The following is a 22,997-nucleotide window of genomic DNA, read 5'->3' on the forward strand; positions in this document are numbered from 1 at the left end:
TCCCTAGCGCAAGCTGCCAAAGAAATCCTTCAGAAGCTTAGTAGCCTCGACCTCGCCAATGCCACCATAGACTTCCGGACGGTGATGGCAGCTTGTGCTTTCAAACACGCGCGGGCCGTGATCAACGCCACCACCCTTCGGATCATAAGCCCCGAAATAAACCCGGCGCAGACGGGCAAATGAAATGGCGGTCGCGCACATCGGGCAAGGTTCAAGCGTGACGTAAAGATCGCAATTGGGAAGTCTTGGTTCGCCCTTGGCCCCGGCAGCGGCCCGGATGACGAGGATTTCGGCGTGTGCTGTTGGGTCGTTCATTTCCTCGGTCAGGTTTCCGGCGCGTGCCAAAACCTCGCCGCTATCAGCATCGACAAGAACGGCACCGACGGGCACTTCGCCCCGGCGCGCGGCAGCACGGGCTTCTTCAAGTGCCATATCCATGTAGCTGTCTGCACTCATGATCTTTCCATCCCACTTGGGCCATCTGACAAATCAGGTCGTTTGTCATGGCTGATCTTGTTTTTACTTCATTTTAGGGCGTTAGGATCCAGAGTGCTACCATGCAGATAATCGGTCAAGCGATGATCTGGCGGGTTGCTGGTGAAGCTTTACTGGCGAGGGCCCGCAGAAACGCATGGACCATCCGCGTGAATTGCCGTTGCCCTTAAAGGGTTACACAGGTAGTTTCCGCGTGACTTTATTCGCGAACCTGTCACCAGCATCAAGGCTATTTCGATCATGACCACGCGCAAGCCGATCATTGGTATCACACTCGATTCCGAAGAACCGGGGGGCTATTCCAAATTCCCGTGGTATGCGCTGCGTGAAAACTATGCCGGTGCGGTGACCGAGGCAGGCGGCATTCCGATGCCTTTGCCCCACGAAGTGGAACTGGTTCCCGATCTGCTTGATCTGATTGACGGGCTGGTCGTGACCGGTGGCGCGTTTGACGTGGATCCGAGCCTGTTTGGTGCGACGGAAAAGCACGACACGGTTGTCACCAAGGATCGGCGCACCAAATTTGAATGGGCGATGGCCGAAGGCGCGCTTGAGCGCGACATGCCGGTTCTTGGCATTTGCGGTGGTCAGCAGCTTTTGAACGTTATTCTGGGCGGGTCGCTGATCCAGCATATCCCGGACACGGTTGAAAACTGCCTGCCCCACGAACAGCCGAACCCGCGCAACGAGCCCGGCCATAATGTCACGGTCGAACCCGATACGCTTCTGGCGAAGATCGTTGGCGATGTGAAAAGTCTTTCGGTCAATTCCGCCCACCATCAGGCGGTGGCGGGGGTTGGCCCGGATGTGATCATTAATTCCTATGCGCCTGATGGCGTGATCGAGGGGATTGAGCATCCGAAATATCGTTATTGTCTCGGGGTCCAGTGGCATCCCGAATTCCATATCAGTTCGGGCGATGCGAAGATTTTCGACGCCCTGATTTCCGAGGCCCGCAAATGAGCGACAAGAACACCACCCCGGATGACAACAAGCCCGAACGCATTGCCAAGCGCATTGCACGATCTGGTGTTTGCTCCCGACGTGATGCCGAACGCATGATCGCCGAGGGGCTTGTACGCCTCAATGGCAAGAAGCTTGATACCCCGGCCGTCACCGTGACCGACGAAGATGAAATCATCGTCGATGGCAAGCCGCTTCCGGAAAAGGAAAAGCCGCGTCTTTGGCGCCTGTTTAAAAAGCGTGGTCTGGTCACCAGCCACCGCGATGAACAGGGCCGCGACACGGTGTTTGAACATCTGCCAAGTTACGTCCCGCGCGTGATTTCAGTCGGTCGACTGGATTTGAACTCCGAAGGGTTGCTGTTGCTGACCAACGATGGCGAGCTTGCCCGCTATCTTGAACTGCCTGCAACCGGCTGGGCGCGGCGGTACCGCGTGCGCGTGCATGGGCAAATTGACCCGGCCAAGCTCAAGCAGCTTGAAGACGGTGTCACGGTCGACGGCATTAATTATGGCTCTATCCAGGCCGAGGTTGACGTTCAGAAAGGTACCAATGCCTGGATGACGGTGACGCTGCGTGAAGGCAAGAACCGTGAAATTCGCCGTGTGATGGAACATCTTGGCTGGCCGGTGACGCGCCTGATGCGTGTTTCCTATGGCCCGTTCCAGTTGGGCAATCTGGCGCCGGGCGAGTGCGAAGAAATCACCGGCAAGGTGATGAAAGAACAGCTCGCTGCGTTCTTCAAGGGCGACTATTCCAAGGTTTCCGAAAAGAAATCGGTTGCCCGTGGCGGCACGTCGCGCCCGAAAGCCCCGCGCACCGTATTCGGCCAACCAGCCCAGCGCAAACGCCCGCAAGGTGGCGCGAACGCCGCAGCCCAGAATGCCGAGGCCGACCAACAGCGTGAAACCCGCGAACGTCCGGCGAGTGGTGCGGCACGGAAAGGCCCGCGCATCGGGGCTGCCCCGCGTGCCGGTGGCCGTGGCAAACCGGCTTCTGGCGGGGATCGCCAGGAACGCGATATGCGCGAAGAACGCGGATCATCGCGCCCGACCTACAAGGGCCGTGGCCGTTACAGTGCCGAAGGCAAAGCTTCTGGTGGGCGTGATGGCGGTCGTGATGGCGGACGGGGCACTGGTGGCCGCGAAGGCAAGCCGGGCTTCATCGAAGGACGCGGTCGTGGAAAGCCAACCGGCAAACCATCGGGAAAACCTGCTGGTCGTTCCGGCGATACCACACATAGTGCGCCCGGTCGCAAGCCGTCCGGCAACCGTCCGCGCGGCAAGAAGGACTAAGTTGAATGCGGATTGTCGGTGGCACCCATCGTGGCAGGCTTTTGGCCGCACCGGAAGGACGCGATACGCGCCCGACCCTTGATCGGGTGCGCGAAGCCCTGTTTAGCATCCTGTCACACGCATCGCGCTGGTATGAGGATGACTTCAACCCGCTTTATGATGGCGTGATCCTTGACGCCTTTGCCGGATCGGGTGCGCTTGGCCTTGAAGCCATTTCACGCGGGGCGGAACGCGCAGTATTCTTTGACAATGACCGCAAGGCGATTGCGATCATCGAACAAAACATCGACACCCTTCGCATTGCCGATCAGGCAAGTGCACGACGTGCCGATGCCACCAAGCCCCCACGTACCAGCACACCGGCCAGCATGGTGTTTCTCGATCCGCCCTATGGCAAAGACCTGATCGAACCCAGCATCTCGGCCCTGGCCCAGGCCGGGTGGATTGATGATAACACCCTGATCGTTGCCGAACGCGATCCGCGCGATCCGGAAATCGCACTTGAAGATTTTTATCTGTGCGACAGTCGCAAATATGGCCGCTGCCAGATTGATATCGGGCGTTTTATCGCCTGATTGCAGCAAAGCTGCCCGTCACCGCATTCTGTGATAGATTTGGATATCTGCACTACCGGTTGATCGTCATGAAACGCCTGTCCAATAGTTCACCAGACAAGGAATTTGGTCGCCTTTTGCGCCAGTGGCGGCGCACAAGCGATATCAAACAATCGCGTCTGGCCGATATTCTGGGCGTAACACAGGCAACCGTTTCACGCTGGGAAAGTGGCGCGCAAAGCCCGGCCCCGCTGCAATATGGCCTGATCCAACAAATGATGACGCGCAAACGCAATTTCCGCCTTGATCAGGCGATCAAACGACTGGTGATGCAGTCATCCCAGCGTGTCCACCTGATCGAAGACAGATCACACCGTCTTCTTTGTTTATCGCGCCCGCGTGAAAACGAATGGCAACGTGACAGCACGCCGCTGCTTGGCACCTCGCTGTGGTGCTTTGCGACCCCGGAAATCGCATCGGCGGAAAAAAGCCTGCATGACCTTGGCTGGCACGAGGATCAGACCGATCACCTGACCTTTGAAAACTCCCGCCGGGAGGGCGCACCGCTGCGGATTGTCGATACCTATATCCTTTGGGAACGGTTTTTCCTGTCTGATGGCACGGCAGTGCGCCTGACCACCGGGTTTGATCACAAGCCGGTTCACATCTGATACGGATCATGCGCTCATATTTTACCGGCGCATATTTCATACGTGGCATTCTTCCCAAAATATCGGTAATCAGTCCCTTCAAGTGCACCGATCCTGCCCCACGGAACTGATCCATGCCCCCCATCACCGCCGTTATCATTCTTTATGGACTTGGATTGACCGCCTCGATGCAGGTCGGTCTGATTGGCCCGATTGCACCTGACTTGCGCGCAAGCTTCGGGCTTAGTCAGGCGGAGTTCGGACTGGTGGCGTCCCTGATCACCGCAGCAGGCGCACTTTGTGCCATACCCGCCGGGGCATGGGCGGCACGGGCCGGGCTGCGGAGGTCACTCGTCCTTGGCTGCATGATGATGGTTGCGGGCGCGCTGATCTTTGCCACCGCAAGCGTGAGCAGCCTTTTATATGTCGGGCGGATTGTCACCAGTGTTGGCTATCTTCTGATTGTTGTCGGCGCGCCAAGCTGGATGGCCGGGTTCAAAAATCCCAAGCTTGTCGCCATGGCCATGAGCATCTGGGGCACCTTTATCCCGGTTGGCATTGCGTTGGGCAACTGGGTCAGTGCGGCTGCGGTGACATGGATGGACTGGCGGATCGCTGTTGGGGTTTGCACCCTGCCGGTTCTGTTTTTGCTGCCGCTTCTTGCCCTGATGGAAAAACCCGAAATCGCAACGGCGCGGCGATCACTTGTTGTCGGGATGGTCGGTGTTTTGAAATCCCGTTCCGCCCTTCAGGTGGCGCTGACCTTTGGTGCGTTTGCGGGTGCAACGTCGGCCGCTTTGGCGTTCATGCCGGCCATGCTGGCAGACAACCTTGATATTGGCATTACGCTGTCGGCCGGGATCATCGGCACAACCGCAATTGCCGGAAATATTGTCGGCAGTGTCGCCGCCGGGACTGTTCTGGGCCGTGATGTTGCTGGCCGGACCATTCTGATTATATTTTTGCCGATGATGGCGACTGCCATTTCGACCCTCTATGTCAGCACCTCTCTACCGCTTAGCGTCACCGCGCTGATTATATTTAACGTCTGTCAGGGCATGGTCGCCGGAACGTGCTTTGCACTTTTGCCAAGGATCGCAAAGGACGGCCTTTCCATGCCCGCCCTGCAGGGCATGCTAGCCCAGTTCGCCGAGATTTTTGTCGTGCTTGTTCCCCCGTTTGCCGGGGCGATGATCGATCAAAATGGCTGGGCCGGGGCGGCTGTGGTTCTGGGTGGTTTTTACTTTGCAGGCTTCCTGATTACCCTAAGAAAACCGGGCATGGCAGCCCCCATTAGACAAAATTCATCTTAGAACTATACGATACGATGGCTTGACCTGTCCGGCGAAGCAGGCGACCCTTCCCTCCCACACAAATCAAAAAGATTCAGGGAAGTGGAATGCATTTGATCAAAGCCATCTTTATCGGACTGGTATTGATCGGCATTTCCGTTCTTGCTGTCTTCTTCATCTGGCTGGCCCCGGTGGGGGCTGCCTATAGCGCCAAGATCATGTGCTCCGCCATTTTTGTCGATGGCCTGACCTCCACACGGGCGCGCGATGTTGATGTTCTGGCCGACAACAATGCCCTTTTATCCCTGATCACCACCAATGTGGATCTGCGCAACCAGACTGTCAGTGCGCATGCCTTCGGGTTCCGCAAACGGTTTGCCGTTTATCGCCCCAACCTTGGCTGCACGCTGGCCGACGATCTGGATCATGTCGCCCAGTTGCGCAATTCGACCCCGGTGATGCGACCGGTCACACCGCGCCCGCTTCTGACGACACCGCCACCCGCCAATGTTGACCGCCGCGCTCTTAACAACATCCTGTTTGACGTCATGGATGAGCCGGGCCTGCATCCGGAACGGCGGACACGTGCGGTGGTGATCTTGCATGATGGCAAGGTGGTCGCGGAACGCTATGCCGCGGGCATAACAGCCGACACGCCGCTGCCCGGCTGGTCGATGACCAAAAGCGTTTTCAACGTCATCCTCGGTCGCATGCAGTTCGAAGGCATGATGCCCGACATCCAGGACCCGGTCCTGATCAACGAATGGCAGGCAGAGCCAAACGACCCGCGTGCAACCATCAATTACGATGATCTGCTTCGCATGCGAAGCGGCCTTGAGTTCGACGAAAGCTACGCCAATCCGCTATCAGACGTGGTGCAGATGCTGTTTATCGAACCTGCGGCGGCGGGCTATGCGGTATCCATGCCGCTGGAAAACACGCCGGGCAGTGATTTCGCCTATAATTCCGGGGCAAGCAACATCCTGTCAGCGGCCATTCGTAATCTGAGCGGGTCACGTTCGACCTATCTCAGCCGACCGACAGAACTTCTGTTCCGTCCGCTTGGCATGAGCAGTGCGGTGATCGAAACCGACCCGGAAGGCTATTTTATCGCCTCAAGCTTCATGCATGCATCCGCACGCGACTGGGCCAAGATTGGTCAGCTGTTCCTGCAAGATGGCGTTTGGGAGGGGGAGCGCCTGCTGCCCGAGGGATGGGTCGGATATTCCACCAGCCCCGCCGCAGAAGACCCTTATGGCCTTTATGGCGCACATTGGTGGATTGATCTGCCGGGCAGCCGAAACGAGGATGGCACCCCCCGTAATGACGTGCCGCAGATCCCCGAGGACGCCTATTTCGCGCTTGGTCATGATGGCCAGTCGCTTACCGTCATTCCATCCAGAAACCTCGTGGTGGCGCGTTTCGGGGTCACCCGCAATTCCGATGCGTTCAAGCTGCGTCAGTTCATTGCCGATCTGAGTACCATTTTCCCGGCGACTTCAGATGCCCCGGCGGATGCGCCGATCGGATCGGACGCCACAACGACCGGGGCAAATGACGGCTGATTGCGCCAGTTGGTGTAATCACAAAAGACCTGTCAGATACCCAACCAGAGCACCAGCACCAACCACGGCCCAGACCGGGGCAATCCGCCATTGCAGGATTGCGAAAACCAAAATCACGCACCCGATATCAAAGATATCAAGATTTGCACCGGTCCAGATCGGGTCATACAACACCGCCGCCAAAAGGCCGACCACGGCGGCATTGACCCCCATCAATCCGGCCCGCATTGACGGGATATGCCGCATACGATCCCAGAACGGCAAAAGCCCCACCACCAATAACCATGCAGGCAGGAAAATCGCGATCAATGTCACAAGGGATGTGGTGGCACTGACCAAAAGTCCCGTACCACCAGACCCGGTATGAAGGGCTGCCCCCAAATAGGCGGCAAAGGTAAAGATCGGACCGGGCACGGCCTGGGTTGCGCCATATCCCGCAAGGAAAGTCTCGGCATCAACCCAGCCCGGTGTCACCACGGCATTTTGCAACAGGGGCAAAACCACATGCCCGCCACCAAACACCAGAGCACCACTGCGATAAAAGCCATCAATCACGGCAAAAAGCCCGGTGGAATCAAGCTTTGCCAAAATGGGCAACAGAACAAGCAGAGTAAAAAATGCGCAAAGGGCCGCAACAGCCCCCTTGGCCGAACGTCGCACAGGGCCGGGATCGGCATCCGCGCCCACCTTGTCCCGAAGCATCAAAAAGCCCGCCAGCATCCCGCCAAGGATGACGCCAAACTGCGCCATCACCGTTTCACTGGCAATCATGATAGCCGCGGCCAACACGGCAAGAAGGGCACGCGGAACATCCGGACACAGGCTGCGCGCCATGCCAAGCAGCGCATGCAGGACAACCCCGACCGCAACCAGTTTAAGGCCGCGAATGATCCCCTCGACCGCGCCAAGATCAAATCCGACAAACGCCATGCCAAGGGCGGCCAGCACAATCGCGGATGGCATGGTAAATCCAAGCCAGGCAACCAGTGATCCGCGCAAACCACCAAGCGCCATGCCAATGCCCATACCAACCTGCGAACTGGCAGGTCCCGGCACGAACTGGCAAAGTGCCACCAGATCGGCATAGCGCACATCACTCAGCCATTTGCGGCGCGCGACAAACTCTTCACGGAAATAGCCGATATGCGCAACCGGCCCGCCAAAACTGGTCAAGCCAAGACGCAGAAAGATCAGGAAGATTTGCCAAAGACCAACACCGCCAATCGGCAATGAAGGAGCCTTGTTATCTGTGGAATTTTTTGTGGTTTTGTTGTGTGGCGTTGCGTTTGGCATGTGATTGTCCTGCCCTACCCCTGATTTTGCCTGACCATACGCAATCGCACAAAGGCGGCAAAGCCAAAATCGGGACCACAGCCATTCGTCACAATTCCATAACAAAACCCCGCCTGTGGCGATCTGCCGCAGGCGGGGTTTTGGTGTGATCATTCACGCCTTAGCGGAAGGCTGGTTCGTCCAGGGAACGCAATTTGCGCGAATGGAGCTGATTGACGTCCTGACGGAGCGTATCAATCGTATCCAGACCCACCTGCAAATGCTGACCTATACGCTGGCGATAGAAATTGTTCGCCATACCGGGCAGCTTCAATTCGCCGTGGACTGGTTTGTCCGACACACACAAAAGCGTGCCATACGGTACCCGGAACCGGAAACCGTTGGCAGCAATGGTCGCACTTTCCATATCGACTGCGATGGCACGTGACTGGTTGAGGCGAACAAACAGTTCGCTATACCGCAGTTCCCAGTTCCGGTTATCGGTGGTTGCCACCGTGCCGGTCCGCATGCGCGCCTTCATTTCACGGCCCTTAAGGCCGGTGATTTTTGTGACCGAATCTGCCAGGGCGACCTGCACCTCGGCAATTGGCGGCACCGGAATCCACAGCGGCAGGTCCGAATCAAGCACGTGATCGTCACGGACATAGCCATGTGCCAGAACATAATCGCCAAGCAGCTGGCTACGTCGCAATCCGGCACAGTGCCCCAACATCAACCAACAATGCGGCCTCAGAACGGCGATATGGTCGGTTGCCGTTTTGGCGTTCGACGGCCCCACACCGATATTGACCAGCGTGACACCAAGACCATCTTCGCGGATCAGATGATAGGATGGCATCTGCGGCAGTTGTTTGACCGCCTCACCGCTTTCAACCCAGCCCTTGGGCGCGTTTTTGCGCACGCTGACTTTCGGCCCCGGCTCGACAAATGCGACATAGGGGCTTTTCGGGTCATCAAGCTGTGCCTTGGCGAATTCGATGAATTCATCGACATAGCGCTGATAGTTGGTGAACAGAACGAACTTCTGGAAATGTTCGGGGGCTGTTGCCGTGTAGTGACGCAGGCGTGCCAGAGAATAATCCACACGTTCACCGGAAAACAGCGACAATGGCTTTGGCCCCGGGGTCGCGTTCGCGCCGTAATGAACGCCATTGGCGATATCATCATCGGTCCGCGCCAGATCGGGCATATCAAAAATCAGCTGCATCGGGCGGATATCATTCGGACCGATACTGTCCGTCGCCGTTTCAACCAGAAACGGCAACGGGATCGGACGGTCCGACACCCCCACCACGACCGGAACGTCATGGTTTTTGAGCAGAAGTTCGATCTGCTCGCGGTAATATTCTTCAAACAGGTCGGGCCGGGTCAAGGTCGTTCCATAAACACCCGGATCGCGCGGTGCGCCAAATGACAGGGTGCTTTCGACATGCAGCTTTTCCGGCGGCACTTCGATGCCGAGATACGGATAATACGCACGTATCGGAGAAGATTGTTGGCCTTGACCGAAACGGTTAAAGGCCTCTTGGACGGCATTGGCACCGGTCGCATAAATATCCTTGATGCGCGCAAGTGCCCGGTCGGCGTCCGTGAATTCAAACAGATCGCGTACCGATCCATGGACTTCTGAAACCATATTGGTTGCTCCTTTTTGTTATTGTTGTTTGGGTCTTTTGCCAGATCACGAAGCATAAAACAGCGACGGATCAATGACAAAACCCCTTGGAGCGAGAGATTTATCACCGCTCGCCCGGCTTCTGACAACCGAAAACTTTGCCATCACTTTCAATCCAGACGTCAAAACGGCTGATTTGTGGATATCGGAAAGTTTATAATTCGCACCTTTCCCGGCATTTTCAGAAACTTATGAAATATATGTCGGGTCTATTTTCAAAAATTCCAAATGACAGTTTTGAGGAGACCGTCATAACCCGCAAGGTCTGCACACAAAGCGGGCGGCGTGAAACGGCTGGTAATTTGAAAACAGGGCAAAAAAAATGCCGAAACCGGGGGACGGTTTCGGCAATTTCAGGGAAGGGCCTTAGACGTTGAGGGAAAAGACGATCAACCCTGATGTACTGTATTTATATGACCAATGGTCATTTATGTCAATTCTATTTGTTCACAGGTGGCATTTTGCGGTTCCGCGCTATGCCAGGACATCTGCCTCCTCGGCGATGCGCTGTAACTTTTCGAGTCGTCTTCGCGCAGAATTGTCGGTTGCCCATCGATCACCAACTTCGGTGACTTCAAGCTTGTTAACAATCTTGGCAGCGCGCGGGTCACTCTCGACCAGACTTTCGATGTCCTGTTTTTCTTCGTCGTCTTCAAGCGTCCCGCGTACATAGCCAAGAATGTGATCTTTGCCATATATCGCAAGAACCAGGCTCATATCATGCGGCCTCCGAGACATAACGTGATGCGTGTTCACGGGCTTCGATTCGACCAACCGATGCGCGCAGCTTGCGGCGTGCACGGCCAACACGGGATTTGACCGTGCCAATCTCGACACACATTTGATCGGCAGCATCCTGATAGGACACATCGTCAACAGCGGTCAGCATGATCGCTTCGCGTTCCTGGGCTGGCAGATCTTCAAGCACACGGTCAGCATCACGAAGCTGCAAACGCGCCATCTGATTGCTGCCATGGCCATAGACGTCGCCAAGATCATCCCAGTCGACCTGCGGGCCACGCGTTTTTTCACGACGTTTTCCGGAAATGAACGTGTTGAACAGAATACGGTGCAACCAAGCCTTGAGGCTGGTGCCTTCTTCGAACTGGTCCTTTTTGCTGATGGCTTTCAACAGCGTGTCCTGGACCAGATCCTGAGCCATGTCGTTGCTGCCGGTCAGACGATATGCATGACGGCGCAGTGCAGGCACATGGTTTTCGATTTCGTTCATCACTTGTTCAGACATCACAACCTCCTTGTTCGGATGTCCTGACCCTAACAAACGAAAATAAAATTTAAAGTAAAATCGTATGTTTCACTTAGGCAATACAGGTATCTCACCCAATATACATAGATACACCAACAGACTTACTTCACTCTCATTAATCAACATCCTCAATATACCTTAGGAACTCATTATAATTACTTTACGTTACTTACGCCCATGTCCTCAGTTACGTCGATTCAGCAAGATGGTTGTGTTACGGAGAAAACAGCGGTAACGTAACTTACTCCAAAATTTTGGAACGCTTTGATTTTCAACGGCTTCGGACGGTTTTAAGAACCTCTGAAATTTACAGGAAACCCCACGTGCCTACGTCGAAGAGAACAGAAAAGCTCCAGATCATGCTCGATGATGAAGAACTGAAATTCATCGATGACTGGCGGTTTGACCATCGGATGCCGACCCGAGCTGCCGCAATCCGCGAGCTCATTCGTCGTGGCCTCGTCGCAGAAGACGTCGATGACCCCGAAACCGAGGGCAAAAGCACCACAGATTTCCGCATCGAGACGGAATAAAAAATTCGATTTTTCCAAAAAAAAGACCCGGCGAACGGCCGGGCCTTTTTTATTTGGGCGTGTTTTCGGACCAATTTCAGGTCGCATCTTGCGGTAAATCGGGTTTGCGCCCCTCAAATATGCGGGCGATTCCTGCACCAAATCCCAGAACCAGCAACCACAATCCATAATATCGGATCGCGCGCGATGCCGTTATCGCAATCAGAAACAACCAGATCGGATAGGATGTCGCCCCTGCGGCCAGGGCTGCAAGCTGCATCGGGACCGGTGTAATACTGATTGCAAAGACCACCCAGAATCCGCCTTCGGCAAATCGGCCTTCCAGATCTTCGAATTCCTGCTGCCCGCCGACCAGGTCAATAAGCGGCTGGGCAAGGTCATCAAACAAAACCCACGCCAAAAGATATAAGGCCACGGCACCCAACACACTGCCTGCCAGTGTTACGGATGCCACAATAAACCCGCGCGTCCGTGAAGCCGCCATGATCGGGGCAACGATGACTTCGATCGGAATCGGGATGATTGTGGTTTCAAGAAACGACGCGACCGATATCCCCCCAAGTCCCTTGCGTCCCTCTGCAAGTTTGGCGAGGCGGGACTTGGCATATGCCAACCCGTTTTTTATGCGCATTCCTGTTTTTTGATTGTCGCCCGACATATTCTGATCCTTGTTGGCGGTCCTGCCCCAAAATAAAAGCAGCCCGCCCGAAACCGGGCGGGCTGCTAACCTCGGACGTCATCCGCCGAGTTCAGGTTGTGACGTCTTATTCGGCGGTCTGAGTATCCGAGATGGCCTTCTGCGCATCTTCAAGCGCATTTACTGTATTGGCCTTTACATCTTCCCAGGTATCCGCAGATGCATCCTTGGCATTTTCCAGGGCATCGCTCAGCTCATCGCTTGCGCTGTCCCAGGCCTCAGCCATTTCTTCGACAGCATCTTCGCTGTCATCTTTAACTTCGGCAGAAACCTCGTCGTATTGTTCGCCAAGCTGTTTGGATTTGGCATCAACCCAGGCAAGGAAGTCTTCTTTCTGCTCGAACGTAAAGTCTTTGGCTTCTTCATACTGGGCTGCAATTTCGTTGCCCAGCTCATTGACGTCGGACTTCACTGCATCGTCGGTCGCCATGGTGTCCGAGCTGTCAGACCCGGCATAAGCCGGCGCCATTACAGAAACAGACATAAGTACAGTACCGATCATCAGCATATTCTTGTTCAACATCACAACCTCCTTATTAAACAAACACAGCACAATTACTTGCACGCTGCTTACCATTCACAACGGATGGTGCGAAAGAATGTTCCAATTGTGTTGATTTTATTTTCTGGAACCTTCTGGCGGAATGCACGTTTCATCTGCAAGCGCCCACAATACGAAACGGGGTACAGCGCAATAAAGAATGCGCAATCCGATTTCACGGGCACGCTGTAAACAAAAGGAGTTTTAGTTATGGCACATAGCAGTATGCAGACCGTTGCGAAGGAAGTTCCCGTCGAGACTGGCGTGGACCGCAAGGATCGTCGCGAACTGGCTAAAATGCTGACCAAGATCGTTGGCTCGTCGCATGTACTGTATGCCAAAGTTCGTGGTGTTCACTGGAATGTGGTGGGTCCGGCTTTCTATTCGCTCCACAACATGACCGAGGAGCATTACGAGGACCTCAATACCGCGATTGACGATATGGCGGAACGCATCCGCGCCATCGGCTTTACGGCGCCAACGGGTCTCAGCGAGATGATGGAAAACTCGTCCATCAAGGATCAGACCAAACTTCTTTCGACCGAAGACATGGTCAAGGAACTGGTCGAGGATCATGAAAAAATGGCCCGCCTGCTCCGTGACGGGGTGGCTGCCGCCGAGGAAGTTGATGATGTGAAAACCGCCGACATGCTGACCGAGCGGATCGGTGTTCACGAAGAAGCAGCATGGATGCTGCGTGCAACGATCTCGTAATCATGCCAATATGATATGATGAACCGGCGCCTTCGGGTGCCGGTTCTTTTTTGTGCCCCCAAAACAACGGTACAGCATGATGAAAAGCTCTGATCTGACCGGCAAGGTCCACTTGCTGCTGACGAAGTCGAAACTCCCCGACGAGTGGCGTGATAACGGCGCACAGCCGCTGCGCAATGTGTTTGAAGATGCCGGTTACAAGACCGAGCTGACGCTGTGCGATAATCCTGACGTCATCAAGGAACAGATCAGCACCAGCTGTGCACCGGGCGATATCGTCGCGGTCGGCGGTGGTGATGGCACCATTAATGCGGTCCTTGATACCGTGATTTCGCAAAAGGTCGTTCTCATCCCGGTGCCGCTTGGCACGGCAAACGATTTTGCCCGCACCCTGACATTGCCTGACGATCTGATTGATGCGGCGCGCGCATCCATCCACGGTCAGATCAGAATGCTTGATATCGGCAGCGTGAATGACAAAAGCTTTGTCAATGCGGCCAGCATTGGCGTCCCGGCCGATGCGCGCAAACGCATCAATCCCGACCTTAAGCGGACATTGGGGGCCATCAGCTATGCGGTTGCCAACTGGCAAAGCTGGCATGAAATGGATCCTCTTGATCTGACCATCACGTGCGGCGAAGACGACCCACAAGCCATGAAGCTGCGTCAGGTCACGATCACCAATGGCCGATATTTTGGCGGTGGATTGCGCCCGAGCGAAACCAAAAGCCCGGAAGACGGTCTTTTGCACATGTTTGCCATTCGCGACAGTGTCGACACGCTCAGCGGCCTTGATATCGCAGCCGAGCTGTTGTTTGGCTCGGTCGATGACAGCAGCTATGCGACGTCAATTCAGTGCGACACGATCAAGGTCGATGGCGAAGACGGTGCGCCCATTCTGGCCGACGGCGAAATCATCGGCAAACTTCCGGCCAAATTTGCCATCCGTGCGGCGGTTCTGCCGGTCTTTGCCCCCAACAGTTTCGTCGACGAGGTCATCAATGACGGCGAGGCAAAGACCACAACCTTGCCGCAGCAGAACGAGATTAATGACGTCATGCGCGACACCATTGATTTCGCCGTACGTCTGGAGGCGATTTACCCTGTCGCACAGAACAGCGCGCTCAAATCGCTTTGCCATGACGCGGCAGGCCATTTGCGCAGCCATGCCCGCCAGCTTGAACTGGGCGTGCGTCCCTTCGGGATCAATGCCGCCTCCCCTGACCCGGATCTTCAGAACCTTGAGGAACTCCGCGACAAGGTCATGGGCTGGTTGCTGGGCAATGCGGATACACGCCTCGCCAATGGCCTGAAAGCACGTGCGGACACCCTGACAACGGAAATACACGCCATCACGTTGGACAACCAACCGACTGAGGTCTCAAGGGCCCTCGACGGGCTGGCAACGGAAATGGTCGATTTTTCCAAAACGCTGGATCGTATCGCCAAGGATCTCTGAGATACAAAAAGACCGCCAAATGGCGGTCTTTTTTCGGGCTTTATTTTGTATCTCTTGGTTAGTCTTCCAGACCGGCAAGACTTCTGGCAAAGGATTTGGCCTCGAACGGTCGCAGATCTTCGGCGGACTCACCCACACCAATCGCATGAACCGGCTTGCCGAACTTCTCGGCCAGCGCGACAACGACGCCGCCCTTGGCTGTGCCATCAAGCTTGGTGACGATAAGACCCGACACATTGGTTGCCTGACCAAAAGTTTCGACCTGTGAATGCGCGTTCTGACCGGTGGTGGCATCCAGCACAAGAAGCGTGTCATGCGGTGCCGTTTCATCGCGCTTTTTAATCACGCGGACGATCTTTTTAAGCTCGTCCATCAGATGGGCCTTGTTTTGCAGGCGACCGGCGGTATCAATCAGCAACAGGTCATAACCTTCGCGCTGGGCCTGTTCGATCGCGTCAAAGGCAAGGCCTGCGGCATCGGCACCCGTGTCACGTGCAATCACCGGGCAATCGGTGCGTTCACCCCAGACTTTAAGCTGCTCGACCGCAGCCGCACGGAACGTATCGCCGGCGGCCATCATGACCTTGAGGCCCTGATCCTTATAGGTCTTGGCAAGCTTGCCGATGGTTGTGGTTTTGCCCGATCCGTTCACACCAACCACCAGCACCACATGCGGTTTCTTGTTGGCATCAATCACCAGCGGCTGTGCGACCGGCTCAAGGATCTTGGCAACTTCTTCGGCGATGAATTCCTGGATTTCGGCGGAATCGACTTCCTTGTCAAACCGGGTCTTGGACAGTTCCGCGCTCAGTTTCGCGGCGGTCGTCACGCCAAGGTCGGATGTGATCAGAAGGTCTTCGAATTCTTCGAGCGCGTCATCATCAAGACGGCGCTTGGTGAAGATATCGGAAATGCCGGTGGTCAGTTTTGAGGAGGACCGTTTCAGCCCGTCTTTCAGGCGGCTAAACCAGCTTTTTTTCCCCTCTTCACTCATCCCGCAAGCTCCGCTATCAGTTTTCCATCTTCAAGGCCGGTGACTTTGGCCTTTGCTATCGTGCCCGCTTCTATCACGCGATCCAGCAGAACGGGAGCAAAATGCTCCGTATGGCCGGTATTTTCCTTTTCAACCAACACATTCTCGGTCATGCCGATGCGTGATTGCAGGAACTTGTTAAGCTGTATCTCGCCCGCTTCGCGAAGGGCACTTGCCCGTTCCTTGCGCAGGTCCTTGGGCACTTGCGGCATCTTGGCCGCCGGCGTTCCCGGGCGCGAGGAATACGGGAAGACATGCAGATAAATCAGGCCGCATTCATCAACCAGACGCAGGGTATTTTCGGCCATTTCATCGGTTTCGGTCGGGAAACCGGCAATGATATCAGCACCGAACGTCACATCCGGGCGCAGATCGCGGACCTTATTACAGAAATCGACAACGTCCTGACGGAGATGGCGGCGCTTCATGCGCTTAAGCACCATGTCGTCCCCTGCCTGCAAACTGATATGCATATGCGGCATCAGGCGGGGCTCGGTTTCGATCAGACGAAACAGGTCTTCGTCCACCTCGACCGGGTCAATCGATGAAATGCGCAGGCGCGGCAGTTCCGGCACCTGTGCCAGCAACCGGCGCGACATCTGCCCCAGTGTCGGCTTGCCGGGCAAATCATGGCCATAGGATGTGATATCAACCCCGGTCAGAACCACTTCGCCATAACCATTGGCCACCAGTTCACGGACCTGGGTGACGATTTCCCCCATCGGCACACTGCGTGAATTACCGCGGCCATAAGGAATGATGCAGAACGTGCAGCGATGGTCACAGCCGTTCTGGACCTGCACAAAGGCGCGCGCGCGTCCCTCAAAGCCCGATACAAGATGGCTTGCGGTTTCTTCGACCGACATGATGTCGTTGACCACGACGCGTTCATGTTCGGGCATCATGAAGGTTTCAGCCTTCATCTTGGCGTCGTTGCCAAAGATGCGGTCGATCTCGCCCATATTGGCGAACTTGTCGGGATTGACCTGAACAGCGCAGCCGGTAACAAAAATCTTGGCGTCCGGGTTTTCGCGGCGCAGACGGCGGATGCTTTGACGTGCCTGGCGTTCGGCCTCGGTCGTGACGGCACAGGTGTTGATGATGATGGCATCATCAAGTCCGGCATTTTTGGCATGGTCGCGCATCACCTCGGATTCATAGGTGTTAAGGCGACAACCAAATGTGACGACGCGCGGCTCTTTCATGCTCGGACTTCTGCGATCCAAAGTTCGGTTTTGGGAATTATTCCGCCAGCGCAATTCAAAAAGGATGCTGCAAGTGCGGAACGCCCGGCAAGGACATTGATCCTTGCCGGGCGCTGGTTACATACGCTTTTGAACGCTTCAATGCAAGTCCGCGGCCCTCATGGCACGCATGCATCGGGCGCGCAAATCATCGTCGGTCACTGATATCAAAGGTTGGAAAAGGCCGCTTATGCCGCGAAATTGCGGTTGCGGCCTTCTTTCTTGGCCCGGTAAAGCGCGCCGTCGGCCCGGTCAATCAGTTTTGCGCCGCCTTCCTTGGCGACATATTCCGCAACACCAATCGATATGGTCATCTGACCAAACGAGACGCCCGATTGCTTTGCCTTGATTTCACGTTCGGCAATGCGTTTGCTCATATCATTTGCCAGTGACATGGCATCGACCAGCGGCGTCTGCGGCAGCAGAATGGCAAATTCGTCACCGCCATAGCGCGCGACAATATCGCGCCCCTTGATATTGGCCTTCAACATGGACGCAATCAGGACAAGGATTTCGTCGCCAATGCGGTGACCAAAGCGGTCATTGATCGCCTTGAACTGGTCAAGGTCGACAATCATCACACAGAATGGCTCCGGATGTTTTGACGAGTCGTGCTCTGCAACAAGCAGGTTGAGCTGTTCTTCAAAATACATCCGGTTGGAAACGCGCGTCAGGCCGTCGGTATAGGATCGTTGGCGGGTTTCTTCGAGTTCGCGTTGCAGGCGTTCGACGTTGCCAAGATACTGATCAAGGCGCTGATGCAGGCCCTCGACCGTGTGTTGCATCTCGTCGGTCTTTTCGATGATCTCGCTTAGAACCGGGCTGACCTGTTGATGATCCTTAAGTGTCTCAAGAGATCGCGTCAGGAGCGCACCATAATCCTGAAAACCGCTTCGCGCGGTTGTCAGACATTCATCGCTGTTTTCAACAAGCTCGGAAAAATCTTCCATCCCGCGCTGCAGGAAGTCTGCGGCCTGACGGTCAAAGATATAGCGGTAATACAACTGAAGAAGCGTGTCCTCGGCCAAGGGTTCCCCGCTGGCCTGCACAGCATCGATGACGCGCAGGATTTCTGGGTTTTCCTCGGCAAAATAGACAAACCAAACATGATACAGTTCGGGTGTCGGGCGCAGGCCGCGCTCACGCAACGCCTTAAGGGTCGCATCCGCAAAATCCCAATGACGGGAAATCTGTTTTTCCGCTGTGGTCACAACGGGTGCTCCGGGCTTGTTTTCATTCGCAAAGACAATGCGTTATGCGTTTAGTGCATACCGATTTGCCTCAACATACTCCAAATTGCCCTTCGGAGCCAGATATAGGTCGAAATAAACTACCCTAAAGTGGTGGCTTGTTATCGACCTTTAGTTACCTCTGATCATTGTGCCTGCACCGCGTTCGGTGAACAGTTCCAGCAAAACTGCATGTGGTGCGCGACCATCAACGATCACGGCGGCTTCGACCCCGTTTTCAACGGCATCCATGCAGGTTTCGGTTTTGGGAATCATTCCGCCCTGAATGGTGCCATCCGCAATCATTGCATTGATGTGGGCGGTGTCGGCGTCCCGTACAAGGTTCTTGTTCTGATCAAGGATCCCTTTTACGTCGGTCAGCATGTAAAGACGGCTGGCACCAACGGCCTTTGCAATCGCACCGGCAGCCGTATCGGCGTTGATATTATAGGTCTGACCGTCTTCACCAACGCCGATCGGTGAAATGACCGGAATAATGTCGGTGTCGATAAAGCAATCAAGAACGTGCGGATCAACCTTCACCGGTTCGCCGACAAAGCCAAGATCAAGGACCTTCTCGATATTGCTTTCCGGATCACGTTTGGTCCGCGTCAGTTTACGCGCGGTAATCAGGTTGGCATCCTTGCCGCACAGACCAACACCAACGCCGCCTGCGGCATTGATGTTTGATACGATTTCCTTGTTGATCTTGCCGGCCAGAACCATTTCGACAACATCGATGGTCTGCTGATCGGTGACACGCAAGCCATCAACGAATTCCGACTGGATATTAAGCTGCTTGAGCATCTGACCGATCTGCGGTCCGCCACCATGCACAACAATCGGGTTCATGCCGACCTGTTTGAGCAACACCATGTCCTGTGCAAACAAACGCGCCAGTTCCGGATCACCCATGGCATGGCCGCCATATTTGACGACTATTTTCTGCCCGTTAAAGCGGCGCATAAAGGGAAGAGCCTCGGAAAGCACCTGGGCACGTGCCAACATGCGATAGGCGCTGGCTTCCGACTGGTCTTCTTCAGAACGGGTTTGGTCGTTCATGTCACTTCCCCATATTGTCGCTTTATGTGCCTGCCGGGATCAAAGCAGGGTGGATATTTCTGCCCGCAATTCGGCAAGGCCGGTATTCTTCTCGCTTGAAGTCGCAAAAATCTGCGGCAGGGCTGCCGGGTGTTTGATCAACCCGTCGACCACTTCCTTGATGCGTTTTTCAAGCTGTCCCTTTTTTAACTTGTCTGCCTTGGTCAGCACAACCTGATAAGGCACAGCAGCCTCATCAAGCAGCTTCATCATATCCAGATCAGCCTTCTTGAAGCCATGTCTGGAATCAATCAAAACAAACACACGGCGCAGCGTTACACGCCCGCGTAGATATTGTTTGATCAAAGCATGCCAGGTATCAACGATATCCTTGGGTGCCTGGGCAAAGCCATAGCCCGGCAAATCCACGATATAGCACGCACCATCAAGATCGAAATAGTTCAACTGCTGGGTCCGGCCCGGCGTGTTTGACGTGCGCGCAATGTCCTTACGGCCGGTGATCGCGTTGATCAGGCTGGACTTGCCAACGTTTGAACGCCCGGCAAAACAGATTTCTGTTTTGTCTTCCGGCGGCAGTTGTTCAAGCTGTGCGACGCCAAGAACGAAGTTAACCGGGCGGCTAAAAAGCTTCCGCCCGGCTTCGATCACTGAGTCTTCATGCGTCGGTATTGCAGTTGCCGACGGCAGGTTTTCTTGTGTCATCGTCTTTCCTTCCCCGATCTGTCGGGGATGCTCCCCGAAGGGAAGGTCAACCCGTGAAGGGTAGATGGGGATTAAATCCCCATCTTGTACATGATGTAGCGCTGCTGGATGATCGACAGCGTGTTGTTCCATGCCCAGTAGATCACCAGACCTGCCGGGAAGCTTGCCAGCATGAAGGTAAAGATGAACGGCAGGAACATCATGATCTTCGCCTGGGTCGGATCAGCCGGTGCCGGGTTCAGCTTCTGCTGAAGGAACATAGTGATGCCCATGATCAACGGCCAGACACCGATCATCAGCATCTGCGGCGGATCCCACGGGATCAAACCGAACAGGTTGAACAGCGAGGTCGGATCGGGTGCCGACAAATCCTGAATCCAGCCAAAGAACGGCGCATGGCGCATCTCAATGCTGACAAACAGAACTTTATACAGCGCAAAGAAGACCGGGATCTGCACAACAATCGGCAGACAGCCCGAAGCCGGGTTGATCTTCTCACGCTTGTAAAGCGCCATCATTTCCTGCTGCTGACGCTGACGGTCGTCCTTGAACTTCTCGCGCATCTCGGTGATTTGCGGCTGCAGCTTTTTCATCGCACTCATCGATTTGTACGACTTGTTGGCCAGCGGGAACATGATCGCCTTGATGATGACCGTGATGATCAGGATCGAGACGCCAAAGTTGCCAACCAGATGATAGAGATACTGCAGGAACAGGAAGAACGGCTTGGTCAGGAAGTAGAACCAGCCAAAGTCAATCGCGAGATCGAAGTTGGTGATCCCGTAATCCTCGGCATAGGTATCAAGCAGGGTCACTTCCTTGGCACCGGCAAACAGGCGCGTCTCGGCAGCACCTTCGCTACCGGCCGCAATCGTGCGCGGGGCACCAAGGTAATCGGTCTGATACTTGTCGGCGTTTTCGGCAACATGGTGGCTAAAGCGCGTGGTCATTTCCTCGTCCGAGGAAGGTGCCAGCGCAACCAGCCAATATTTGTCGGTAATGCCGAGCCAGCCACCGGTGGTTTTCTGTTCGATTGCACCGTCATCCGCCAGATCGTCATAGTCGATCTCGGTCAACGTACCGTCGATCACGCCAAGCGGACCTTCGTGCAGGATATAGAACCCGGCAGTCTGCGGCTTGTTCTTGCGCGAAATCAGGCCATAGGGATACAGAACGACATCGCCGCCGGTATTGTTGACCACCGACTGGTTGACGGTGAACAGATAGTTCTTGTCAATCGCGATTTCACGTTTGAAGGTCAAGCCTTCACCGTTATCCCAAGTCAGGGTGACCGGGCTGTCTGGTGTCAGCAATTCTTTATCAGCGGTCCACTGGGTGTCGCTGCTTGGCAGCGCCATACCGCTTTTCGCACCGACCCAGCCGAACTCTGCAAAATAGGCATCATTGCTGCCGGTCGGGTTCAGAACGTGGATCAGCGGGCTGTCAGGTTCTTCGGTCTCGCGGTAATCCTGAAGCTGAATGTCGTCGATCACACCACCGACAAGACGAATCGAACCTTCGACGCGCGGGGTATCAATCTTGATTCGTGGCGATTTGGCCAGCGCGTCTTCGCGCTTAACAGCCGGAACAGTAGGTTGACCACCCGGCACGGCCGGACCGGATACCTGCGGCGCGTTGGTTCCGTCCGCATTAAGCTGTTCGCGAACCTGCGCTTCACGAACCTGAGGACCAGGCTCGGGCGCAAAGAAGAATTGCCACCCGATAAGAATCACAACTGCTGATGCAATTGCTACCCACAGGTTACGTTGTTCGTTCATCGCCTCTTTCCGCTTTTTTCAGCCAGCAGGTGCCGACCGCATATTCTATTTACATGACGAAAGCGCCGGGGACCGGTTTTCACCATCCGACGACGCTTTGTTCTGTTCACAGCCACATCCGGGCACGGGATCATAACCATGACCACCCCATGGATGGCAACGCATTATCCGTTTAAATCCCATCCAGCCGCCTTTTAATGCACCATGACGGGCCAATGCTTCGAGCATAAAAGCCGAACAGGTCGGCTGATAACGGCACGACCACCCGATATATGGCGACAAAAACAGCTGATAGCCGCGAACTGCGACTTGAAGAAGACGGGCAAAAAAACCGGGAGCACGCATGAATGTCATTTTCCCGGGCCTCCTGCCTTCGTCGAACCGGCTGACTTGCTGTTGGCGCGTCCTTTTTTCGGACGACGCGCATCAGGCGCAGACGGCTTGGCATCAGGAACCCGACGCAGGGCAAAACGCATATCATCAATCAGCTTGTCAAACGGCCGATCAATGGTCTGCGCACGACCGATCACAACATAATCCCAACCGGGTAATGCGTGTTCGCTCATCAATTGCTCTGCCACAGCACGCAAACGCCGCCGAACGCGATTGCGGACGACGGCCTTTCCCACCTTTTTGGTGACGGTAAACCCGACTCGTACGAGTCGGTCTTCACCGGCGTATTCTGTGTCCGGTTTGATCCCCGGCCGCGGTGCGCCCTGCAGGATCAATCCCTGTGTAACCCATTTCCGGCGGGTGCCCGCAACACGGAGAAACTCCGCCCGCTTTTTAAGGCGTTCCACCGAAACGGTCACGACATTAGGCCGACAGACGCTTGCGGCCCTTGGCGCGGCGTGCGGTCAGCACACGGCGGCCACCGACGGTCGCGCTGCGGGAACGGAAGCCGTGGCGGCGTTTCCGTACGAGTTTGCTTGGCTGGTAGGTGCGCTTCACTGCAC

At 55.4% G+C, this 22,997-nt stretch carries 25 protein-coding genes; 9 read left to right on the forward strand and 16 right to left on the reverse strand.

Annotated features, from left to right (window positions below; all coding sequences use genetic code 11):
* Positions 1-3: 3 nt before the first annotated feature.
* A complete protein-coding gene (locus TH4_RS17740) occupies positions 4-456 on the reverse strand; it encodes a nucleoside deaminase (RefSeq protein WP_064782170.1) in 453 nt (150 codons plus the stop codon).
* A 279-nt stretch (positions 457-735) separates the two neighbouring features.
* On the opposite strand from TH4_RS17740, the gene TH4_RS17745 reads away from it, so the two are divergent.
* From TH4_RS17745 to TH4_RS17770, 6 genes are all read left to right on the forward strand, one after another.
* Positions 736-1,458, forward strand: coding sequence for a gamma-glutamyl-gamma-aminobutyrate hydrolase family protein (locus tag TH4_RS17745; RefSeq protein ID WP_064782171.1), 723 nt, complete (start codon positions 736-738; stop codon positions 1,456-1,458).
* On the forward strand, positions 1,455-2,753 hold the full coding sequence (locus tag TH4_RS21000) for a pseudouridine synthase (RefSeq protein WP_064782172.1): 1,299 nt from the start codon (positions 1,455-1,457) through the stop codon (positions 2,751-2,753). Before TH4_RS17745 ends, TH4_RS21000 begins: the two co-directional genes overlap by 4 nt.
* 5 nt (positions 2,754-2,758) lie before the next feature.
* The gene (gene rsmD / locus TH4_RS17755) at positions 2,759-3,328 is read left to right on the forward strand and encodes a 16S rRNA (guanine(966)-N(2))-methyltransferase RsmD (RefSeq protein WP_064782173.1); all 570 of its coding nucleotides are present in this window, start codon (positions 2,759-2,761) and stop codon (positions 3,326-3,328) included.
* A 68-nt stretch (positions 3,329-3,396) separates the two neighbouring features.
* On the forward strand, positions 3,397-3,978 hold the full coding sequence (locus TH4_RS17760) for a helix-turn-helix domain-containing protein (RefSeq protein ID WP_064782174.1): 582 nt from the start codon (positions 3,397-3,399) through the stop codon (positions 3,976-3,978).
* A 113-nt stretch (positions 3,979-4,091) separates the two neighbouring features.
* Positions 4,092-5,270: an MFS transporter gene (locus TH4_RS17765; protein ID WP_064782175.1), complete on the forward strand. Its 1,179-nt coding sequence runs from the start codon at positions 4,092-4,094 to the stop codon at positions 5,268-5,270.
* 86 nt (positions 5,271-5,356) lie between these two features.
* Entirely contained in the window at positions 5,357-6,814 is a 1,458-nt protein-coding gene (locus TH4_RS17770) for a serine hydrolase domain-containing protein (RefSeq protein ID WP_064782176.1), read from the forward strand.
* Positions 6,815-6,832: 18 nt separating this feature from the next.
* On the opposite strand, the gene chrA is transcribed toward TH4_RS17770, so the two are convergent.
* The 4 genes from chrA to TH4_RS17790 all read right to left on the reverse strand — a co-directional run bounded on the left by chrA (position 6,833) and on the right by TH4_RS17790 (position 11,028).
* Positions 6,833-8,044, reverse strand: a complete 1,212-nt coding sequence (chrA, locus tag TH4_RS17775) for a chromate efflux transporter (RefSeq protein WP_064782197.1) — start codon at positions 8,042-8,044, stop codon at positions 6,833-6,835.
* A 223-nt stretch (positions 8,045-8,267) separates the two neighbouring features.
* Positions 8,268-9,743, reverse strand: a complete 1,476-nt coding sequence (locus TH4_RS17780; RefSeq protein ID WP_008891503.1) for an AMP nucleosidase — start codon at positions 9,741-9,743, stop codon at positions 8,268-8,270.
* A 513-nt stretch (positions 9,744-10,256) separates the two neighbouring features.
* Entirely contained in the window at positions 10,257-10,499 is a 243-nt protein-coding gene (locus TH4_RS17785; protein ID WP_064782177.1) for a hypothetical protein, read from the reverse strand.
* A gap of 1 nt (position 10,500) precedes the next feature.
* Complete coding sequence (locus TH4_RS17790) at positions 10,501-11,028, reverse strand: RNA polymerase sigma factor (RefSeq protein WP_064782178.1); 528 nt, start codon at positions 11,026-11,028, stop codon at positions 10,501-10,503.
* A gap of 344 nt (positions 11,029-11,372) precedes the next feature.
* On the opposite strand from TH4_RS17790, the gene TH4_RS20710 reads away from it, so the two are divergent.
* The gene (locus TH4_RS20710) at positions 11,373-11,582 is read left to right on the forward strand and encodes a hypothetical protein (protein ID WP_147419498.1); all 210 of its coding nucleotides are present in this window, start codon (positions 11,373-11,375) and stop codon (positions 11,580-11,582) included.
* Positions 11,583-11,658: 76 nt separating this feature from the next.
* On the opposite strand, the gene TH4_RS17795 is transcribed toward TH4_RS20710, so the two are convergent.
* Positions 11,659-12,213: a YqaA family protein gene (locus tag TH4_RS17795; protein WP_245227989.1), complete on the reverse strand. Its 555-nt coding sequence runs from the start codon at positions 12,211-12,213 to the stop codon at positions 11,659-11,661.
* 133 nt (positions 12,214-12,346) lie between these two features.
* Positions 12,347-12,802, reverse strand: coding sequence for a hypothetical protein (locus TH4_RS17800; RefSeq protein WP_063087294.1), 456 nt, complete (start codon positions 12,800-12,802; stop codon positions 12,347-12,349).
* A 228-nt stretch (positions 12,803-13,030) separates the two neighbouring features.
* On the opposite strand from TH4_RS17800, the gene TH4_RS17805 reads away from it, so the two are divergent.
* Both TH4_RS17805 and TH4_RS17810 read left to right on the forward strand, forming a co-directional pair.
* Positions 13,031-13,534 (forward strand): Dps family protein, encoded by a 504-nt coding sequence (locus TH4_RS17805; RefSeq protein ID WP_008891497.1) that lies wholly within the window; start codon positions 13,031-13,033, stop codon positions 13,532-13,534.
* A 79-nt stretch (positions 13,535-13,613) separates the two neighbouring features.
* On the forward strand, positions 13,614-14,993 hold the full coding sequence (locus TH4_RS17810) for a diacylglycerol/lipid kinase family protein (protein WP_064782198.1): 1,380 nt from the start codon (positions 13,614-13,616) through the stop codon (positions 14,991-14,993).
* A gap of 58 nt (positions 14,994-15,051) precedes the next feature.
* Here the strand turns inward: TH4_RS17810 and ftsY are convergent, their stop codons facing one another.
* From ftsY to rpmH, 9 genes are all read right to left on the reverse strand, one after another.
* Positions 15,052-15,987, reverse strand: coding sequence for a signal recognition particle-docking protein FtsY (gene ftsY / locus TH4_RS17815; protein ID WP_064782180.1), 936 nt, complete (start codon positions 15,985-15,987; stop codon positions 15,052-15,054).
* A complete protein-coding gene (mtaB, locus tag TH4_RS17820; RefSeq protein ID WP_064782181.1) occupies positions 15,984-17,231 on the reverse strand; it encodes a tRNA (N(6)-L-threonylcarbamoyladenosine(37)-C(2))-methylthiotransferase MtaB in 1,248 nt (415 codons plus the stop codon). Before mtaB ends, ftsY begins: the two co-directional genes overlap by 4 nt.
* 227 nt (positions 17,232-17,458) lie before the next feature.
* A complete protein-coding gene (locus tag TH4_RS17825; RefSeq protein ID WP_064782182.1) occupies positions 17,459-18,481 on the reverse strand; it encodes a GGDEF domain-containing protein in 1,023 nt (340 codons plus the stop codon).
* A 150-nt stretch (positions 18,482-18,631) separates the two neighbouring features.
* Positions 18,632-19,561, reverse strand: coding sequence for an acetylglutamate kinase (gene argB / locus TH4_RS17830; RefSeq protein WP_008891492.1), 930 nt, complete (start codon positions 19,559-19,561; stop codon positions 18,632-18,634).
* Positions 19,562-19,600: 39 nt separating this feature from the next.
* On the reverse strand, positions 19,601-20,263 hold the full coding sequence (gene yihA / locus TH4_RS17835) for a ribosome biogenesis GTP-binding protein YihA/YsxC (RefSeq protein ID WP_008891491.1): 663 nt from the start codon (positions 20,261-20,263) through the stop codon (positions 19,601-19,603).
* A 71-nt stretch (positions 20,264-20,334) separates the two neighbouring features.
* Positions 20,335-22,041, reverse strand: coding sequence for a membrane protein insertase YidC (gene yidC / locus TH4_RS17840; protein WP_064782183.1), 1,707 nt, complete (start codon positions 22,039-22,041; stop codon positions 20,335-20,337).
* 45 nt (positions 22,042-22,086) lie between these two features.
* Positions 22,087-22,395, reverse strand: a complete 309-nt coding sequence (gene yidD / locus TH4_RS17845) for a membrane protein insertion efficiency factor YidD (protein WP_008891489.1) — start codon at positions 22,393-22,395, stop codon at positions 22,087-22,089.
* Entirely contained in the window at positions 22,392-22,853 is a 462-nt protein-coding gene (gene rnpA / locus TH4_RS17850) for a ribonuclease P protein component (RefSeq protein WP_063087288.1), read from the reverse strand. The genes yidD and rnpA overlap by 4 nt, the downstream gene beginning before the upstream one ends.
* A gap of 4 nt (positions 22,854-22,857) precedes the next feature.
* Positions 22,858-22,992: a 50S ribosomal protein L34 gene (gene rpmH, locus TH4_RS17855; protein WP_007091264.1), complete on the reverse strand. Its 135-nt coding sequence runs from the start codon at positions 22,990-22,992 to the stop codon at positions 22,858-22,860.
* Positions 22,993-22,997: the final 5 nt, after the last annotated feature.

The sequence above is a fragment of the Thalassospira tepidiphila MCCC 1A03514 genome (assembly GCF_001662875.1).
Classification (GTDB): domain Bacteria; phylum Pseudomonadota; class Alphaproteobacteria; order Rhodospirillales; family Thalassospiraceae; genus Thalassospira; species Thalassospira tepidiphila.

Bases quoted from the DNA above. Each gene is read 5' to 3' on its own strand.
- TH4_RS21000 (WP_064782172.1), top strand. From the start codon at position 1,455: ATGAGCGACAAGAACACCACCCCGGATGACAACAAGCCCGAACGCATT.
- TH4_RS17770 (WP_064782176.1), top strand. From the start codon at position 5,357: ATGCATTTGATCAAAGCCATCTTTATCGGACTGGTATTGATCGGCATT.
- rsmD (WP_064782173.1), top strand. From the start codon at position 2,759: ATGCGGATTGTCGGTGGCACCCATCGTGGCAGGCTTTTGGCCGCACCG.
- TH4_RS17800 (WP_063087294.1), bottom strand. From the start codon at position 12,802: ATGTTGAACAAGAATATGCTGATGATCGGTACTGTACTTATGTCTGTT.
- mtaB (WP_064782181.1), bottom strand. From the start codon at position 17,231: ATGAAAGAGCCGCGCGTCGTCACATTTGGTTGTCGCCTTAACACCTAT.
- TH4_RS17805 (WP_008891497.1), top strand. From the start codon at position 13,031: ATGGCACATAGCAGTATGCAGACCGTTGCGAAGGAAGTTCCCGTCGAG.
- argB (WP_008891492.1), bottom strand. From the start codon at position 19,561: ATGAACGACCAAACCCGTTCTGAAGAAGACCAGTCGGAAGCCAGCGCC.
- TH4_RS17765 (WP_064782175.1), top strand. From the start codon at position 4,092: ATGCCCCCCATCACCGCCGTTATCATTCTTTATGGACTTGGATTGACC.
- yidD (WP_008891489.1), bottom strand. From the start codon at position 22,395: ATGACATTCATGCGTGCTCCCGGTTTTTTTGCCCGTCTTCTTCAAGTC.
- TH4_RS17795 (WP_245227989.1), bottom strand. From the start codon at position 12,213: ATGCGCATAAAAAACGGGTTGGCATATGCCAAGTCCCGCCTCGCCAAA.
- TH4_RS17760 (WP_064782174.1), top strand. From the start codon at position 3,397: ATGAAACGCCTGTCCAATAGTTCACCAGACAAGGAATTTGGTCGCCTT.
- yihA (WP_008891491.1), bottom strand. From the start codon at position 20,263: ATGACACAAGAAAACCTGCCGTCGGCAACTGCAATACCGACGCATGAA.
- TH4_RS17745 (WP_064782171.1), top strand. From the start codon at position 736: ATGACCACGCGCAAGCCGATCATTGGTATCACACTCGATTCCGAAGAA.
- yidC (WP_064782183.1), bottom strand. From the start codon at position 22,041: ATGAACGAACAACGTAACCTGTGGGTAGCAATTGCATCAGCAGTTGTG.
- TH4_RS17780 (WP_008891503.1), bottom strand. From the start codon at position 9,743: ATGGTTTCAGAAGTCCATGGATCGGTACGCGATCTGTTTGAATTCACG.
- TH4_RS17740 (WP_064782170.1), bottom strand. From the start codon at position 456: ATGAGTGCAGACAGCTACATGGATATGGCACTTGAAGAAGCCCGTGCT.
- TH4_RS17790 (WP_064782178.1), bottom strand. From the start codon at position 11,028: ATGTCTGAACAAGTGATGAACGAAATCGAAAACCATGTGCCTGCACTG.
- ftsY (WP_064782180.1), bottom strand. From the start codon at position 15,987: ATGAGTGAAGAGGGGAAAAAAAGCTGGTTTAGCCGCCTGAAAGACGGG.
- TH4_RS17810 (WP_064782198.1), top strand. From the start codon at position 13,614: ATGAAAAGCTCTGATCTGACCGGCAAGGTCCACTTGCTGCTGACGAAG.
- TH4_RS17785 (WP_064782177.1), bottom strand. From the start codon at position 10,499: ATGAGCCTGGTTCTTGCGATATATGGCAAAGATCACATTCTTGGCTAT.